This window comes from Sphingopyxis sp. Q841, assembly GCF_052384365.1.
In the GTDB taxonomy this organism is placed as follows: Bacteria; Pseudomonadota; Alphaproteobacteria; order Sphingomonadales; family Sphingomonadaceae; genus Sphingopyxis; species Sphingopyxis terrae_A.
This window is the reverse complement of sequence record NZ_JBQSUM010000002.1, coordinates 425,977-440,439: the sequence shown is the minus strand read 5'-3', so window position 1 is coordinate 440,439 and position 14,463 is coordinate 425,977. Positions and strand designations below refer to the sequence as shown.

Below are 14,463 nucleotides of genomic sequence, written 5' to 3'. Positions count from 1 at the left end.
GCGATGCTGAAACGCGGGTTCGACCTGGTGATGTCGGCGCTGCTGTTGGTACCGGCGGTCTTCGTCTGCCTTCTCGCGGCGCTGTTTTCGGGGCTGGAGTTCCGCGCCAACCCGCTGTTCGTGCAATGGCGCGTCGGCCGCGATCAGCGACCATTTCGCCTCTACAAGATCCGCACGATGGCGCCGACGACCGGAGACCGTCCGTCGCACGAAGTCGCGGTCACGCGCATTTCGTGGTCCAGCGCGCTGATCCGCAAGCTGAAGCTCGACGAATTACCGCAGCTCATTTGCGTGCTGCGCGGCGACATGAGTCTGGTCGGTCCGCGGCCGTGCCTCCCGATTCAGCACGAACTGATCGATGCGCGCGAGCGTCATGGCGTATTTCGCGTCCGGCCCGGGGTGACTGGGCTGGCGCAGGTGCAGGGGGTCGATATGTCGGAGCCTGAGCGACTTGCGGCGATCGACGGCGATTATGTCGCGAACCAGAGCCTCGCGGGCGATATACGGATCCTGCTCCACACATTCGGCGGCGGCGGCCGCGGAGACGCCGCGAAGCGTTAAGGCGCGACCGCACGCTCGATCAGCGAATCCGCGGGGACGGGCCAATCGAGTGGACAGTCCTTGGCGAAACGCTCTCCCGAAAAGGCGGCGTCGCCGAACAGGCTGTCGCCGCGCTGGCCGATGAGCCGTCGCAGGAGCCCGCGTCCGACCCCGCCGATCGAAAACACCCGGGGCTTGCGGCCAAGCGCGCGCGATATGCGCGCATAGAATTCGGCGGTCGAGATCGGCGCGGAGTCGGTGACGATATAGGGTCCCGCGAGACCGGCTTTAGCGGCCGCGAGCAGCGCGGCGGCGAAATTGTCGACGTGGACGATACTGCGCCGGTTGTTCATGCCGCCGACCGGCAGCGGCAGGCCGCGCCGCGCCGCCGCACGCAGCATTGCAAAGGGGCCGCCCGCGTCGGCTCCGATGAGGATCGGCGGGCGTAGGATCGTAAGCCGCGTTGCGGGATGACAGGACGCGAGGTGCAAAAGTCTGTCGTCACCACGACGTTTGCTGATCCCGTAGGGTGTCGTCGGCCGGCCCCGATACTCGTCGGACACCGTCTCTCCGGCGCGCGTCACACCGGTCAAGGCGGCAACGCTGCTGACATGGACAAAGGCCGGAACGCTGGCAGCGGCGGCGGCGAGAAACAAGCTTTCGGGCAGCGCGACATTGGCGTCCTCGGCTGCGGGCCCGATTCCGCTCTTTTCACCGGCGCAGTTTATCAGCACATCGCATCCGGCAAGTTTTTGCCCAAGCGTCGCGGCATCCTCAGTACGCCCGAGCGGCACCATGCCGACATCTTTCGCCGCAAGACGACCGACCAGATGTCGTCCGAGAAAGCCCGTGGCGCCGGCGACCGCAATACGCATTATCTTTCATACCCTTGCAACGAGCCGCGAGTTCGCGTGCCGGCTCAAGTCCGCTCTTGACGCGTCGTGCGGGAAGGCGTCAAGCGGGCGCGCAGGACGAAACGGAAATATGGCCAGAATTCTGATCAACGGGTCCCACGCCCACTATCTCTACAACTTCCGGTCTGCGCTCGCCGAGGAGATGATCCGACGGGGGCACGAGGTGCATGTAGCGTCGCCCGAATTGCGAGGCGAATTCGCCGACCATTTCCGGCGGATGGGAGCAATCCCGCACGATATCGCGCTCAAGCGGACCAAGGTCTCGTTCACCGGCGACATTCTCTATTACCGCAGCATGGTCCGACTGATCCGCGAGCAGCGGATCGATTTCGTGCTCAACTATACGATCAAGCCCAATATTTGGGGCAGCCTCGCCGCGCAAAAGGCGGGCGCACGGTCGGCGAGTATGGTGACGGGCCTTGGCTTCGCTTTCATCGAGCGGAGCGGCGTGATTCGCAAACTGACGCAGAAAATCGCGCAGGGTCTGTACCGGCTGGCGACCAATGCCAACATCCATGTCATTTTCCAGAACCCCGACGATCGCGACGATTTCATCGCGGCGGGTTGCCTGAACGAAACCGCGAAGGTGGTGATGGTCAACGGATCGGGGATCAATCTCGATCAGTTCGCGCTGACCGCGCTCCCCGATCGACCGGTGTTCCTGACGATCGCGCGGCTGCTTCACAGCAAAGGGCTCTATGAGCTAGCCGAGGCAAGTCGGGCCGTGCGGGCAGCGGTTCCGGGCACGCGGATACGGATCGCCGGAATGCTAGATACCGGGCCAGATGCGGTGACGCGCGCCGAGCTCGACGAATGGATCGCCGACGGGATCGAATATCTCGGCCTGCTCGACGACGTCCGGCCCGCACTCGCCGAGGCGTCGGTCTTCGTTTTGCCGTCCTGGCGCGAAGGCACGCCGCGCACTGTGCTGGAGGCGATGGCCATGGGTCGGCCGATCGTCACGACCGACGCGCCCGGCTGCCGCGAAACGACGGTCGACGGGCTCAACGGCCGGCTGGTGCCCTTGAAAGATCCCGACGCGCTGGCGCGGGCGATGATCGAGCTGGGATCGGATGCAGGGCTTCGCGAGCGCATGGGCGCTGCAAGCCGCAAGATCGCGCAGGATAAATATGACGTCCATCAGGTGAACGCCCGGCTGCTCGATCAGATTGGGCTTTAAGCGCTGATCTTTCCGGTCTTCTCGGGTGCGAATTCGGGAACGAGTCGCGCGATGATCCGAACTGCCGCATCGGCATCGCCGAACTGGCGGATCGCTCCGTCGAGCTGGGCGAGCGCCTGCTCAAGGTCGGCCCAAGGCCACAGGATTTCACGCGCGCGCATGATTCGGGGATGATTCGTTGACTGCGGATTGTCGCCGATCAGCAACTCCTCATAGAGCTTTTCGCCGGGCCGCAGGCCGGTTTCTACGATCTCGATATCACCGTCGGGATTGTCGCTGTCACGGATCGAAAGTCCCGACAGGCGAATCATGGTGCGGGCAAGCTCGATGATCTTCACCGGCTGGCCCATATCGAGCACGAACACTTCGCCGCCCTTCGCCATCGCGCTCGCCTGTATGACGAGCTGCGCGGCTTCGGGGATCGTCATGAAATAGCGGGTGATCTCGCGGTCGGTGACGGTGACCGGGCCGCCGGCGGCAATCTGCGCCTTGAAGCGAGGGACGACCGACCCACTCGAACCGAGGACGTTGCCGAACCGGACCATGCTGAAGATCGTTTTCGAGCCCGGCTGTTCGGCACGCGCCTGAAGGATCAGTTCGCACACGCGCTTCGAGGCACCCATGATGTTCGTCGGGCGCACCGCCTTGTCGGTACTGATCAGGATGAAGTTCGAAACCCCTGCGGCCTCCGCCGCCTCGACGCTGTGAAGCGTCCCCATGATATTGTTGCGCAATCCTGACAGCGGGTTCGCCTCCACGAGCGGCACATGTTTGTAGGCCGCGGCGTGGAAGACCGTATCAGGCCGGTAGTGTCGATAGATGCGCGTCATCGACGAGCGTTCGGACACATTGGCAAGCTCAGGGATCAGCGGGACATCGACGCCAAGCTCTTGCATCAACTCGCCGAGTTCCTGCTCGATCGCGTAAAGCCCGTATTCGGACTGTTCAAGCAGGATCAATCGGGCAGGGCCGCAACGGACAATCTGGCGGCAAAGCTCACTGCCGATCGATCCCCCGGCGCCCGAGATCAACACAGTCTTGCCGACGATCGTCTTGCCCATCAGCAGCTCGTTCGCGGCGACGGTTTCGCGACCGAGCAGCTCCTCAATCTGGATTTCGCGTAGATCGCTTACGGTGATGCTGCCGTCGATAACGTTGGTCAGATTCGGCAGCGAGCGGACATAAATCCCTTCGTTCTGGAGGGTTTCGATAATCTCGCGCCGCCGCGTGCGCGACGCGCTGGGGATCGCAAGCAATACTTCATCCACATGCGTATCGTCGAGCAGACGCTCCAGCCGGGTGGAACCGAAGACGGGCGTACCGTCGAGGCGCTGTCCGTCGAGTCGCAGATCGTCGTCGATGAAGCCTACGAGATGGACCTTCGGTTCGTGTCGCAGCGACAGTGCGAGCTGCTGCCCGGCGCGGCCGGCTCCGTAGACGAGCACACGGCGGGCGTCGACATCGACGACCTTGAGCAGGTCGAGCAGGGCGAAGCGGACAAAGATACGGCTCGACGCCAGCAGCAGGAGGAAGATAATCGGGTGCAGGACGCCTAGTGTGCGAGGTACGTCGTGGATGCGGAAGGTTACGAGGATCGCGACCAGCGGCAGAGTAAGCAGACCGCAGGCGATAACGAGATCGGCAACAGTGCGAGCACCTGAATAGCGGACGAGTGAACGATAGACACCCGCTCTCCAGGCCATGGGATACCATAATGCCAGCGCGATGGCGCTAAAGATCAGGATCGGCCTTGACGCAAGGTCCCAGACGCCGAGCCGCAGCGAAAAGGCGATCACCACCGCTGCGAAGCAGAGCATCCCGTCAACGGCCACCGCCGTGAGCTGGCGCTGACGACGGGGCCGATCAACAATGAAGTTCAGGATGGCGGCGCGAAAATGACGCCAGTATTTATCGTCGGAGATCATCATTTATTGACCAATTTCAGATGAATATCCAACACCTCGAAGCACCCGATAGGTGCTAGCGAGGTTGCGCTCAAGGGAGCAGTTACGCTTCAGCAATCTGAAAGTCCCCGCTCCGGAGGAAAATATTAGGCGCATCGCGAAACACTCTCCGCTCCAAGAACGCAAACTCGGCCCGGATGCATTGGTTCCCGCTGTTAGGCTGTCAGTTATTTTCAAACCCACCCGGATTCTCCGACTGCCACCGCCAACTACTAGCACACATAGCGTCCGCAGCGAGGTAAGCGCGCCACCCGAGCCGGTCGAAAGCCTTTGTCGTTGCGGCAACGCTGCTTGCGACGTCACCTGGTCGACGCGGGGCGATTTCGAGGGCGATGGCGTGGCCGCAGGCGCGCTCGTAGGCGGCGACGAGTTCCTTGACGGTGATGCCGGTACCGGTTCCCACGTTGATCGCCTCGCAGCCGATGGCGCGCCCACTGTAGTCGATCGCCGCGAGATGCGCGGCGGCGAGATCGACGACGTGGATATAGTCGCGCTCGCCGGTGCCGTCACGGGTGTCATAATCGTCGCCGAAGATCGCAAGCTTTTCGCGCCGGCCCACCGCCACCTGCGCGATGAAAGGCATCAGATTATTGGGGATGCCCTGCGGGTCTTCGCCGATCCGGCCCGATTCATGCGCGCCCACGGGATTGAAATAGCGCAGCAGCACCGCCGATGCGTCCGGGGTCGCTTTGGCCCAGTCGCCTATGACACCCTCGGCCATCGCCTTGGTCCGGCCATAGGGGTTGGTGGGGGCGATCGGATGATCCTCGTCGAACGGCAGATAATGTGCCTCGCCATAGACGGTTGCCGATGAGGAGAAGACGATCCGCTTGCACCCGGCCGCATCCATCGCCGCAAGCAGATTCATCGTGCCGCTGACGTTGGTCTGATAATAGAGGAGCGGGAGATCGCTCGATTCCCCGACGGCCTTGAGCCCGGCGAAATGCACGACGGCGTCGGGCGCAAATGTGGTCACCGCATCGCACAGCGCGTCGGCGTCGCGAATGTCTGCTTCGACCAGCCCCATGTCGCGGTTGGTCAATTGCCGCACCCGGTCAAGCGCGACGGGCGAACTGTTCGCGAAATTGTCGAACACGCACACCTCATGCCCCGCCGCCAAAAGCTGAACGAGCGTGTGGCTGCCAATATAGCCGGCACCGCCGGTAACAAACACCTTCACCCATCGCCTCCTTGCACCGCCTGCCTAGCGCTTAGCGCGGCGCGGTCAATTCTGAAGGGCTTAGGCGCCAGAAGCAAAGGGTGCGTTACGTGCTTTGGCTGCGACGAAAATAGAGCGCGCTCGATCCGTCGCTGGCAAAGACGGGCTCGCGGATGAAGAGCGCCGGGACATGCTGCGCAAAAGCATCGTGGGTTGCGGGCGTTAGCGCAGCAAGCTGGCCGCCGCCGATCCACAGCACCGTGTCGGCAAATTGTGCGACCAGCGACAGGTCATGGAGCACCGCGACCACCGTGCGGCCATCGGCGGCAAGCGCGGCGAGGCATTCCATCACGCGATATTGATTGGCGGGATCGAGCGCCGCGACGGGTTCGTCGACGAGCAGGACCGGCGTTTCGGCGGCGAGGACGCGTGCGAGGCAGGCGAGGGCCGCCTCGCCGCCCGACAGGCTGGTAACGCCGCGGTGGGCCAGATCGGTGCAGCCCGTTGCCGCCATTGCGCGGTCGACGGCTGCCTTGTCCTCGGCCGAGAGCCGTCCCGGTGCGGCGCCATAGGCGAAGCGGCCGAGCGCGACCATGTCTGCAACGCTGATGTCCCAGGCGAGTTCGTGCACCTGCGGCAGATAGGCAAGCCGCCGCGCGCGTTCGGCGGGGCGCAGTGAAGTGACGTCGGCGGCGCCCATGCGAATCGTGCCCTGCGCTGGCACGACGCCCGCCACCGCGCGAAGCAGCGTCGATTTGCCTGCGCCATTGGGGCCGACGATCGCGGTCAGCTGCCCCGGGTGGAAGCGGGCACTGATATCGTCGATTAGGGGCGTTCCTTGCGCCTCGACGCGCAGCGCCTCGATGATCAGGTCGTCAGTCATGCGCACCTCCACGGCCGCGGCGCAGCACGATGAGCGTGAAGACGGGCGCGCCCGCGAGCGCGGCGACGACGCCGAGGCGCAGCTCGTTGTCTGTCGGCAGGATGCGCACAACGAGATCGGCAAGCACGAGGAGCAGCGCGCCCAGCCACGCCGACGGCGCCAGTGTCCGCCCCGGATCGTGCCCCGTCCACGGGCGAACCAAATGCGGCGCGACGATCCCGACGAAGCCGACCGCGCCGGCCAGCGCCACCGCAGCGCCGGTCGCGATTCCGGTTCCGGCGACGATCGCGATGCGGGTGCGGCGGACGTCAAGGCCGTGCGCCGCGGCAGCAGTCTCGCCAAGCGTGAGCAGCGACAGGTTCGCGCGCTGGGCGAACAGGAACAGCGCGCCGACGAGGATCAGCGGCGCGGTCATCGCGAGATCGGCGAGCGACCGGTTGGCGACCGACCCGAGCGTCCAGTTGACGAGATCGGAGAGCGAAAAGGGATTGGGCGCGAAGTTGAGGATCAGCGCCATCAGCGCGCCCGCGAGGCTCGAGAGGCCGACGCCGACGAGGATCAGGCTTGCCATGCCTTGTGTCCGCACCGCCGCCGAGGCGAGGAGCAGGGTCGCGAGCGCGGCGCCCGCGATGGCGCCAAGGGGAAGCGCCCAGGGGAAGAGTGCCGCGAGCCCGAAATAGAGCGTCAGCGTCGCCCCGAGCGTCGCCGCCGCCGAGACGCCAAGGATGCCGGGTTCGGCGAGCGGGTTGCGCGTCAGCCCTTGCAGCGCGGCGCCGCATAGGCCGAGCGACGCGCCGACGACCGCGGCGCTGAGCACGCGCGGCAGCCTGATGTCGGCAAGGATGATTGCCGCGGCGGGGTCATGCCCGCCGAGCCAGCCGGCGAGCAGCGATGGCGACACGCCATCGGGGCCGGTTGCGAGCGCGAGCAGCGCGGCGAGCAGCAGCAGCGCGGCAAGGGTCAGGTTGAGGCGCGTCATCGCATATCCCTTCGCGCATCGGCGAGCGCCCTGACCGCGTGCCCCGTCAACCAATTGCCACACGAGAGCCAGCCACCGGGCACCTCGACATCGCGGGCATGGCGCGTGGCTTCGGCTACGACGGGGTGGCGCGAGGCGGTCCAATAATCCTGCCGATAGCGCGCGCTGTCGAAAAAGGCACGGAACACCAGATCGGGCGGGCGGCGCACCATCGCCTCGATCGGCAGACTGCCCCAGCCGGGGCGGGTGCGATAGGGGGTGAAGCCCGCCGCCGCCATGACCTCCGCGACCAGCGAGCCCGGACCGGTCGTCACATCGCCCGGGGTAATGTAGAGCGCGGTTCCCGCGTGCCCGCCGCCTCGGCGCGCGGCGGCGACCTCGGCATCGAAGGCCTTGACCAGCCCCGCGGCGCGCGGGTCGGCGCCGAGCGCCTCGCCTGCCTGGAGCATCTGGCTTCGGACATCGGCGAGCGTGCCGGCATAGCCGAGCTGCACGACCTTTATCCCCATCGCCTCAAGCTGGCGGTCGAGCTTCGCGCTGCCGCCATAGGAGCGCACGACGACCGCGGGGCGCAGCATCGCAATATCCTCGAGCTGCGGGCGCAGCCGCGGCAGACCCGCGGCGCGCGGCGCGGCAAAGGCGCTGTCGCTCGCCGCCTCGAAGGAAACGGCGCGGATGCGCTCCCGGGGCACGAGCCCGAGGAGCATCTGGTCGGCGCAATAATCGATGCTGACGATGCCGTGAAGGGCGGGGAGCGGCCCGCGCGGCTGGCAGGCCGAAAGGGCCGCCAGCATCGCAAGGGCCGCTCCCGCGCGCATCAGAAAGCCCAGCGGACCCCGACATAGGCCGAGCGGCCCACAGTGCCATAGCCCGCCACAGTCTGATAATCGGTGTCGAACAGATTTTCGATGCGGCCATAGACTTCGATTCCGGCAACGAGCGGGTAGCTTGCGCGCAGATCGACCAGCCAATAATCGTCCAGCGTCACATTGTTCGCGCGATCGTCGAAGCTTTTGCCCGCATAGCGCGCGGCGACCGACAGGTCGGCGCCAGCAAAGGCGCCGCCGGGCGTCCAGCCGAGTTCGGCATTGGCAAGATGCTTGGGGCGCCGCGCCAGCCGGTTGCCCTCGTAGACCGAACCGGGGGTGCGGTCGGTGGCGACGACGAGGCTGTAGTTGGCGCTGAAGCGCAGTCCCGGCGACAGCTGTACCGCGCCTTCGACCTCGACCCCTTGGCCGCGCGCGCGGTTGATATTGTCGTAGGTGCCGAAAGGACGGTTGCCCGTCGCGCAGATGGGGGGCAGGGGATTGGGGCCGGCGGGGCAGCTCACGAAATCGATAAGATTGCGCGTGTCGCGGCGATACCAGGCGATGTCGATGACCGCGCTCGGAGCGGCAGCGATGCGCACCCCGACTTCATAGGCGCGGGCGCGTTCGGGCTGCAGATCGGGATTGCCATAGGCGCCTGCGGTGTCCGAAAGCTGGAACAGCGTCGGCGCCTTGAAGCCTTCGCGGTAGCTCGCGCGCAGCGCGACATGATCGCCGAGCTTCTGCCCCGCATCGAAGGCGAGGCTGGTCGCGCCGCCAAAGTCGCGGTGATCGTCGCGGCGCACCCCCGCGGTCAGCGACAGCGTCTGGGTCGGCTTGCCGACGATCATCGCCCAAAGTCCCGTGGTCGCGGTGCGGCCGCGGTCGCTCGAAAAGGCGTCGGCGGTCAGCGAGCGCGTCCATTCGCGCTCGGCGCCCGCGATCAGCCGCACTTGCTGTCCGCTCGCGTTGCCCGCGGTCAGCCAGTCGATGCTGTACGAAAGCCGCTCGCTGCGTCCGCGCGCCTTGAAGCTCGGATCGCTGCCGGCCGCCGGGTCGTAATTGTCGCGGTTGATGTCGGCAAAGCCGAAGGCGAGCTTGTGCGAAAAGCCGGTCGTGCTCGCGTTGCCGCCCGGGCGGTGTTCGACCGAGGCGGCGGCATAATGCTCGCGCGTCTTTTGATATTCGGCGGTGTCGCCGAAGCTGTAGGTCGGCGGCGCGAAGCCGTCGAGATCGACGCGGCTGTCGGCGTAAAGGCCGAAGGCGCGGACGGTCAGCGTATTGCCGATCACGGTCCGGTTGGTGAGGTTGAGCGCATATTGGCGGTAGCCGTCGCGTTCGGTGCCGACCGCGGCATTGCTGATCCCGTCGGTGCGGACATAGCCGCCGCCGAGGCCGAATTGCGACGCGCCGAGGTCGGCGCGGAACTGGCCGTTGACCCGCGCCGTATCGCGCGCGCCATATTCGGCGCCGATCCGGCCGCTTGTCGCGCCGCCGACCGCGCCGGGCTCGGTGGTCGAGATGGCGACGACCCCGCCGATCGCCTGGCTGCCCCACGGCAGGCTGTTCGCGCCGCGCAGCACCTCGATGCGGTCGATCGCGCCGAGCATCAGATTGGCGAAGTCGAAGCCGCCGCCCGGCGAGGAGGGGTCGCCGACGCGCACCCCGTCGATGACGACGAGCGTCTGTTCGCCCTCGGCGCCGCGGATGCGCACATTCGATACGCTGCCGAGCGTGCCATATTGGGTGATGCTGACCCCGGGCAACCGCGCGATCAAATCGGCGGCGGTGCCGTTCTGGGCGCGGCGGATGGCGGCGGCGTCGATGATCGAGACCGAGGCGTTGCTTTGGTCGGCGCCGAGCAGATCGCCGACGACGGTGATCGTCGAACCATCGGGATCAGCGTCCTGCGCCCATGCGGGCGAGGCTGCGGCAACGGCCACGAGCGACAAGGTGGATTTCCAGAAAAATGACTTCACGAGTACCTCCAGCGTAACGGCTTGCCGTCACGCGAGGATCCTCGCCTGCGCCCGGTACACCCCGCCCGCGTGCAGATAACGGCGACGCCCTGGCAGGTCTCCTGGCTCGCCGGGTCAGCGGTGGGATGCGGCCTTCCCGGAAGACAAGCTTCCAGTGGCATGATTGCATCCACCTCGCCGGACTACAGTTGCGGGGGCAGCGCCGGATCGACCGGTCTTCCCTTTTCATGCCTGTTTCCAGGCAACCCGAGGTCACGGTGCGGGCCGCTAGCAAAAGCGGAAGCGCGCTGCAATCGCCAATTCGCAGGCCGGGGTTGGACCGGCGCGCCGTGTTTCAGGTGAAGTCGGGGTTGGCCGCGGCCGGCTCGATAGCGGGCTCGGCCGGGACTTTCCTGTCGGCGGCGCCAGAACGGCGGCCGCGAACGGCCCGGGCAACGAGGAGGGTCGCGAGCGGCCAGACGATCGTGTGGAACAGGTCCATACGCGTGTCGGGCCAGTTCCAGTTGCCGAGATTGATCCGGTCGAGCACTTCGTTGCCGCAGGCGGCGATGATGACGATGCCCAGCGGCAATATGTCATCCAGGCCCCGGCGCATCACGAGCGCTGTCGCGAGGAAGATGAGCATTCCCGCATGCAAGTGCAGCATCGCATCGGGGAGGCCTGTCGTCGCGCCGATATCGAGAATGAGGCCGTGATAATCGGCGGCGGCTTGCTGCAGAATTTGCATTGATCTCTTTCAAATTGCGCGGAATTTCGAATCGGGCTGCTGCCCCTTGCCGCGCGCTGTCTGAACCTTGCTTGTATGCGTCGAGCTTGCGCGCATTGGCAGAAAAGTTGAAGGCCCCGCCATCCGGCGGGGCCTTCGAGGCTGGTGCAGTCCTATCCACTGGAGGTGCCCGGCCCTTGTTCAAACTTCGATCGGCAAGAGCTTTTTCACCGCTACAAATATTTGTCAACGAACGATAATTTATTTCGAGCCAAATTGGATGCTATTATGCATTCGTCGATCGACGAGGATTCAGCATCGCTTTCGCTGACGCGGAAATGGACTCCGTTTCAATATACTATCTTTTTGGCGATCACTGGCTGTGCTTTTGCAACTCGCTGCAAGGATTGAAATCCGCTGCGCGGCGAGTGGACGCTGCTTCGCGATATATCGCGTGGGGCGACGGATGCTGGCGTTCATCCTGTATTGGTCCGGGTTGCAATCGTTGGCGCTTCGACCGACATTGCTACCCTAGGATCCTGACCCTAGGGAGCCGGCCATGGATTTTGCGTTCGACAATAGTTTTCACGACGCCATGCCGGGCTTTTATGCGCCCGCGGAGGCGGCGAAGCCGTCGGCGCCGAAGCTGTTGATCTTCAACCATGCGCTTGCCGAACGGTTGGGGATCGATGCGGCGGGCGTGAGCGATGCGCAGCTCGCCCGGATCTTTTCGGGCGAGGAAATGCCCGGCGGCGCCAACCCGTTGGCGCTCGCCTATGCGGGGCATCAGTTCGGGCATTTCTCGCCGCAACTGGGCGACGGCCGCGCGCTGCTGCTCGGCGAGATCGTCGCCCCCGACGGGGCGCGGTTCGACGTCCAGCTCAAAGGCTCGGGGCCGACGCCCTTTTCGCGCAACGGTGACGGCAAGGCCGCGATCGGTCCCGTGCTGCGCGAGTTCCTCGTGTCCGAGGCGATGGCGGCGATGGGCGTCGCAACGACGCGCGCGCTCGCCGCGGTGGCCACCGGCGATCGCGTCCAGCGTGAGCAGGCACACCCCGGCGCCGTGCTGACGCGCATCGCGAGCAGCCATATCCGCGTCGGCACCTTTCAGTTCTTCGCCGCGCATTTCGGCGCCGACCATGTCGCGCAACTGTCGGACTATGCCGTGCGCCGCCATTTTCCCGAGCTTGCCGAGGCGGCCAATCCGCATCTGGCGCTGCTCGACCGGGTGATCGGCCTGCAGTGCGATCTCGTCGCAAGCTGGCTCGGCGTCGGCTTCATCCACGGGGTGATGAACACCGACAATGTCGCGATCAGCGGCGAGACGATCGACTATGGCCCCTGCGCCTTCATGGACCGCTTTGCGGTGAACACCGTCTTCAGCTCGATCGACGCGAACGGACGCTATTCCTATGGCCGCCAGCCGCAAATCTTGCACTGGAACATGGCGCGCTTCGCCGAGGCGCTGCTTCCGGCGATCCATGCGGTCGAGCCCGGCGATGTCGAAGAGGCGAAGGCGCTTGCCAACGCCATTCCCGAACGCTTTCGCGCGGCCTGGTTTGCGCGGATGCGCGCGAAGCTCGGGCTGACGCAGCCGGGCGAGGGCGATGCGGAGCTGATCGACGGCTTGTTCGATCAGCTAGAGGCGCATCAGGTCGATTTCACGCTGTTCTTCCGCGCGCTCGCCATGCTGCTCCGCGGCGAGGGCGATATGCTGCAGGCGCTGCTTCCCGCGCCCGATGCCATGGCGCCGTGGATCGCCGAATGGTGGGCGCTGATCGAGCGCGAGCCCGCAGGGCCGCTTGAATGCGCCGACGCGATGGACCGGGTCAACCCGCTCTATATCCCGCGCAATCATCTGGTCGAGGCGGCGCTCGCCGGCGCCGAGGCCGGCGATATGACGGCGTGGCTCGAACTGCTCGATGTCGTGCGCCAGCCGTTCGTGCCGCGGGGCGAGTGGGAGGCTTTTGCCCACCCGGCGCCCGAAGGCTTCGGACCCTATACGACCTTTTGCGGAACCTGACCGGCGTGCCGGCCGCTGTTGAGCGGTCGCCCGGCACTTGCTAGAGCGGCCGCCAACCCAATCGAGGATCGCATCTTTGTCCCAGACTGAATCGGCGGCGACCAGCTCGCCCAAAATCACCGTGGTCGGTACCGGCTATGTCGGCATATCGAACGCGGTGCTGCTCGCGCAGCGCAACCGCGTCGTCGCGCTCGATATCGATCAGCAGAAGGTCGGCCTCATCAACGCCCGGACCTCGCCGATCGCCGATCCGGAGATCGAGGAGTATCTGGCGAACCGTCCGCTCGACCTGGTCGCGACGACCGACAAGCAGGACGCCTATCGCGACAGCGATTTCGTGATCGTCGCGACGCCCACCGACTATGATCCGGACAATAATTATTTCAACACGAGCACGGTCGAAGCGGTCATCGCCGATGCGCTGGCGCTCGCGCCGCGCGCGCTGATCGTTATCAAATCGACGATTCCGGTCGGCTTCACCGACCGCATGCGCGCCGAATTCGGCAGCGACAATATCGTCTTCTCGCCCGAATTCCTGCGCGAAGGGCGCGCGCTTTACGACAATCTCTATCCCTCGCGGATCATCGTCGGCGACACGAACCCGCGCGCCGCCGATTTCGCGCGGCTGCTCGAGCAGGCGTCGCTCAAGGACAAGACCGATGTGCTGCAAACGGGCAATACCGAGGCCGAGGCGATCAAGCTGTTCGCCAACACCTATCTTGCGATGCGCGTCGCCTTCTTCAACGAACTCGATACCTATGCCGCGATGCACGGTATCGACAGCCGACAGGTGATCGACGGGGTGGGGCTCGACCCCAGGATCGGGCAATTCTACAATAACCCGTCCTTCGGCTATGGCGGCTATTGCCTGCCCAAGGATACCAAGCAGCTGCTTGCCAATTATCAGGATGTGCCGCAGAATTTGATCCAGGCGATCGTTGCATCGAACACCACGCGCAAGGATTTCATCGCCGCCGAGGTCGTGCGCCGCAAACCGCGTGTCGTCGGCATCCACCGGCTTGCAATGAAGGCGGGATCCGACAATTTCCGCGCGAGCAGCATCCTGGGCGTGATGAAGCGCGTCAAGGCCAAGGGGATCGAGGTTATCGTCTATGAACCGCTGATCGAGGAGGATCGGCTGTTCAACTCGCGGGTCGTGCGCGATCTTGATGCCTTCAAGGCCGAGGCCGACGTGATCATCGCCAATCGCGTCGCCGACGAACTCGCCGATGTGGCCGACAAGGTCTACAGCCGCGATCTGTTCGGCGCCGATAGCTGAGCGGTTGCCACGGGGCCGCCTTTTCGACGGACCGAGCCGGTTTCCCCGAAA

Annotated in this window: 12 protein-coding genes and 1 riboswitch; of the genes, 4 read left to right on the top strand and 8 right to left on the bottom strand. The window is 65.3% G+C overall.

The window, feature by feature from the left end; all coding sequences use genetic code 11:
* Positions 1 to 3 precede the first annotated feature (3 nt).
* A complete protein-coding gene (locus ACT17R_RS12485) occupies positions 4 to 561 on the top strand; it encodes a sugar transferase (protein WP_003044755.1) in 558 nt (185 codons plus the stop codon).
* On the opposite strand, the gene ACT17R_RS12480 is transcribed toward ACT17R_RS12485, so the two are convergent.
* Entirely contained in the window at positions 558 to 1,415 is an 858-nt protein-coding gene (locus tag ACT17R_RS12480) for an NAD-dependent epimerase/dehydratase family protein (protein ID WP_003044752.1), read from the bottom strand. The two genes, ACT17R_RS12485 and ACT17R_RS12480, sit on opposite strands and share 4 nt — an antisense overlap.
* Before the next feature lie 109 nt (positions 1,416 to 1,524).
* On the opposite strand from ACT17R_RS12480, the gene ACT17R_RS12475 reads away from it, so the two are divergent.
* Positions 1,525 to 2,634 (top strand): glycosyltransferase family 4 protein, encoded by a 1,110-nt coding sequence (locus ACT17R_RS12475; RefSeq protein ID WP_003044750.1) that lies wholly within the window; start codon positions 1,525 to 1,527, stop codon positions 2,632 to 2,634.
* On the opposite strand, the gene ACT17R_RS12470 is transcribed toward ACT17R_RS12475, so the two are convergent.
* The 7 genes from ACT17R_RS12470 to ACT17R_RS12440 all read right to left on the bottom strand — a co-directional run bounded on the left by ACT17R_RS12470 (position 2,631) and on the right by ACT17R_RS12440 (position 11,131).
* Positions 2,631 to 4,562 carry a nucleoside-diphosphate sugar epimerase/dehydratase gene (locus tag ACT17R_RS12470; RefSeq protein ID WP_267960694.1) on the bottom strand — a complete coding sequence of 644 codons (1,932 nt, stop codon included), beginning with the start codon at positions 4,560 to 4,562 and terminating at the stop codon, positions 2,631 to 2,633. The genes ACT17R_RS12475 and ACT17R_RS12470 overlap by 4 nt on opposite strands.
* Positions 4,563 to 4,761: 199 nt before the next feature.
* Complete coding sequence (gene galE / locus ACT17R_RS12465) at positions 4,762 to 5,778, bottom strand: UDP-glucose 4-epimerase GalE (protein WP_234180077.1); 1,017 nt, start codon at positions 5,776 to 5,778, stop codon at positions 4,762 to 4,764.
* Between the two features lie 85 nt (positions 5,779 to 5,863).
* Complete coding sequence (locus ACT17R_RS12460; RefSeq protein ID WP_234180079.1) at positions 5,864 to 6,640, bottom strand: ABC transporter ATP-binding protein; 777 nt, start codon at positions 6,638 to 6,640, stop codon at positions 5,864 to 5,866.
* Entirely contained in the window at positions 6,633 to 7,619 is a 987-nt protein-coding gene (locus ACT17R_RS12455; protein ID WP_234180081.1) for a FecCD family ABC transporter permease, read from the bottom strand. The genes ACT17R_RS12460 and ACT17R_RS12455 overlap by 8 nt, the downstream gene beginning before the upstream one ends.
* The gene (locus tag ACT17R_RS12450; protein WP_234180084.1) at positions 7,616 to 8,413 is read right to left on the bottom strand and encodes an ABC transporter substrate-binding protein; all 798 of its coding nucleotides are present in this window, start codon (positions 8,411 to 8,413) and stop codon (positions 7,616 to 7,618) included. Before ACT17R_RS12450 ends, ACT17R_RS12455 begins: the two co-directional genes overlap by 4 nt.
* A 23-nt stretch (positions 8,414 to 8,436) precedes the next feature.
* The gene (locus ACT17R_RS12445; RefSeq protein WP_444809530.1) at positions 8,437 to 10,404 is read right to left on the bottom strand and encodes a TonB-dependent receptor plug domain-containing protein; all 1,968 of its coding nucleotides are present in this window, start codon (positions 10,402 to 10,404) and stop codon (positions 8,437 to 8,439) included.
* A 74-nt stretch (positions 10,405 to 10,478) separates the two neighbouring features.
* A riboswitch (cobalamin riboswitch) is annotated at positions 10,479 to 10,668 on the bottom strand.
* A 70-nt stretch (positions 10,669 to 10,738) separates the two neighbouring features.
* Positions 10,739 to 11,131, bottom strand: coding sequence for a hypothetical protein (locus ACT17R_RS12440; protein WP_234180088.1), 393 nt, complete (start codon positions 11,129 to 11,131; stop codon positions 10,739 to 10,741).
* Between the two features lie 538 nt (positions 11,132 to 11,669).
* Between ACT17R_RS12440 and ACT17R_RS12435 the strand changes: the two genes are divergently transcribed.
* Positions 11,670 to 13,133, top strand: coding sequence for a protein adenylyltransferase SelO (locus ACT17R_RS12435; RefSeq protein WP_234180090.1), 1,464 nt, complete (start codon positions 11,670 to 11,672; stop codon positions 13,131 to 13,133).
* Positions 13,134 to 13,209: 76 nt separating this feature from the next.
* Positions 13,210 to 14,412 (top strand): nucleotide sugar dehydrogenase, encoded by a 1,203-nt coding sequence (locus tag ACT17R_RS12430; RefSeq protein WP_234180092.1) that lies wholly within the window; start codon positions 13,210 to 13,212, stop codon positions 14,410 to 14,412.
* Positions 14,413 to 14,463 lie beyond the last annotated feature (51 nt).

Bases quoted from the DNA above. Each gene is read 5' to 3' on its own strand.
- ACT17R_RS12440 (WP_234180088.1), bottom strand. From the start codon at position 11,131: ATGCAAATTCTGCAGCAAGCCGCCGCCGATTATCACGGCCTCATTCTC.
- ACT17R_RS12435 (WP_234180090.1), top strand. From the start codon at position 11,670: ATGGATTTTGCGTTCGACAATAGTTTTCACGACGCCATGCCGGGCTTT.
- ACT17R_RS12455 (WP_234180081.1), bottom strand. From the start codon at position 7,619: ATGACGCGCCTCAACCTGACCCTTGCCGCGCTGCTGCTGCTCGCCGCG.
- ACT17R_RS12470 (WP_267960694.1), bottom strand. From the start codon at position 4,562: ATGATGATCTCCGACGATAAATACTGGCGTCATTTTCGCGCCGCCATC.
- ACT17R_RS12475 (WP_003044750.1), top strand. From the start codon at position 1,525: ATGGCCAGAATTCTGATCAACGGGTCCCACGCCCACTATCTCTACAAC.
- ACT17R_RS12450 (WP_234180084.1), bottom strand. From the start codon at position 8,413: ATGCTGGCGGCCCTTTCGGCCTGCCAGCCGCGCGGGCCGCTCCCCGCC.
- ACT17R_RS12460 (WP_234180079.1), bottom strand. From the start codon at position 6,640: ATGACTGACGACCTGATCATCGAGGCGCTGCGCGTCGAGGCGCAAGGA.
- ACT17R_RS12480 (WP_003044752.1), bottom strand. From the start codon at position 1,415: ATGCGTATTGCGGTCGCCGGCGCCACGGGCTTTCTCGGACGACATCTG.
- ACT17R_RS12485 (WP_003044755.1), top strand. From the start codon at position 4: ATGCTGAAACGCGGGTTCGACCTGGTGATGTCGGCGCTGCTGTTGGTA.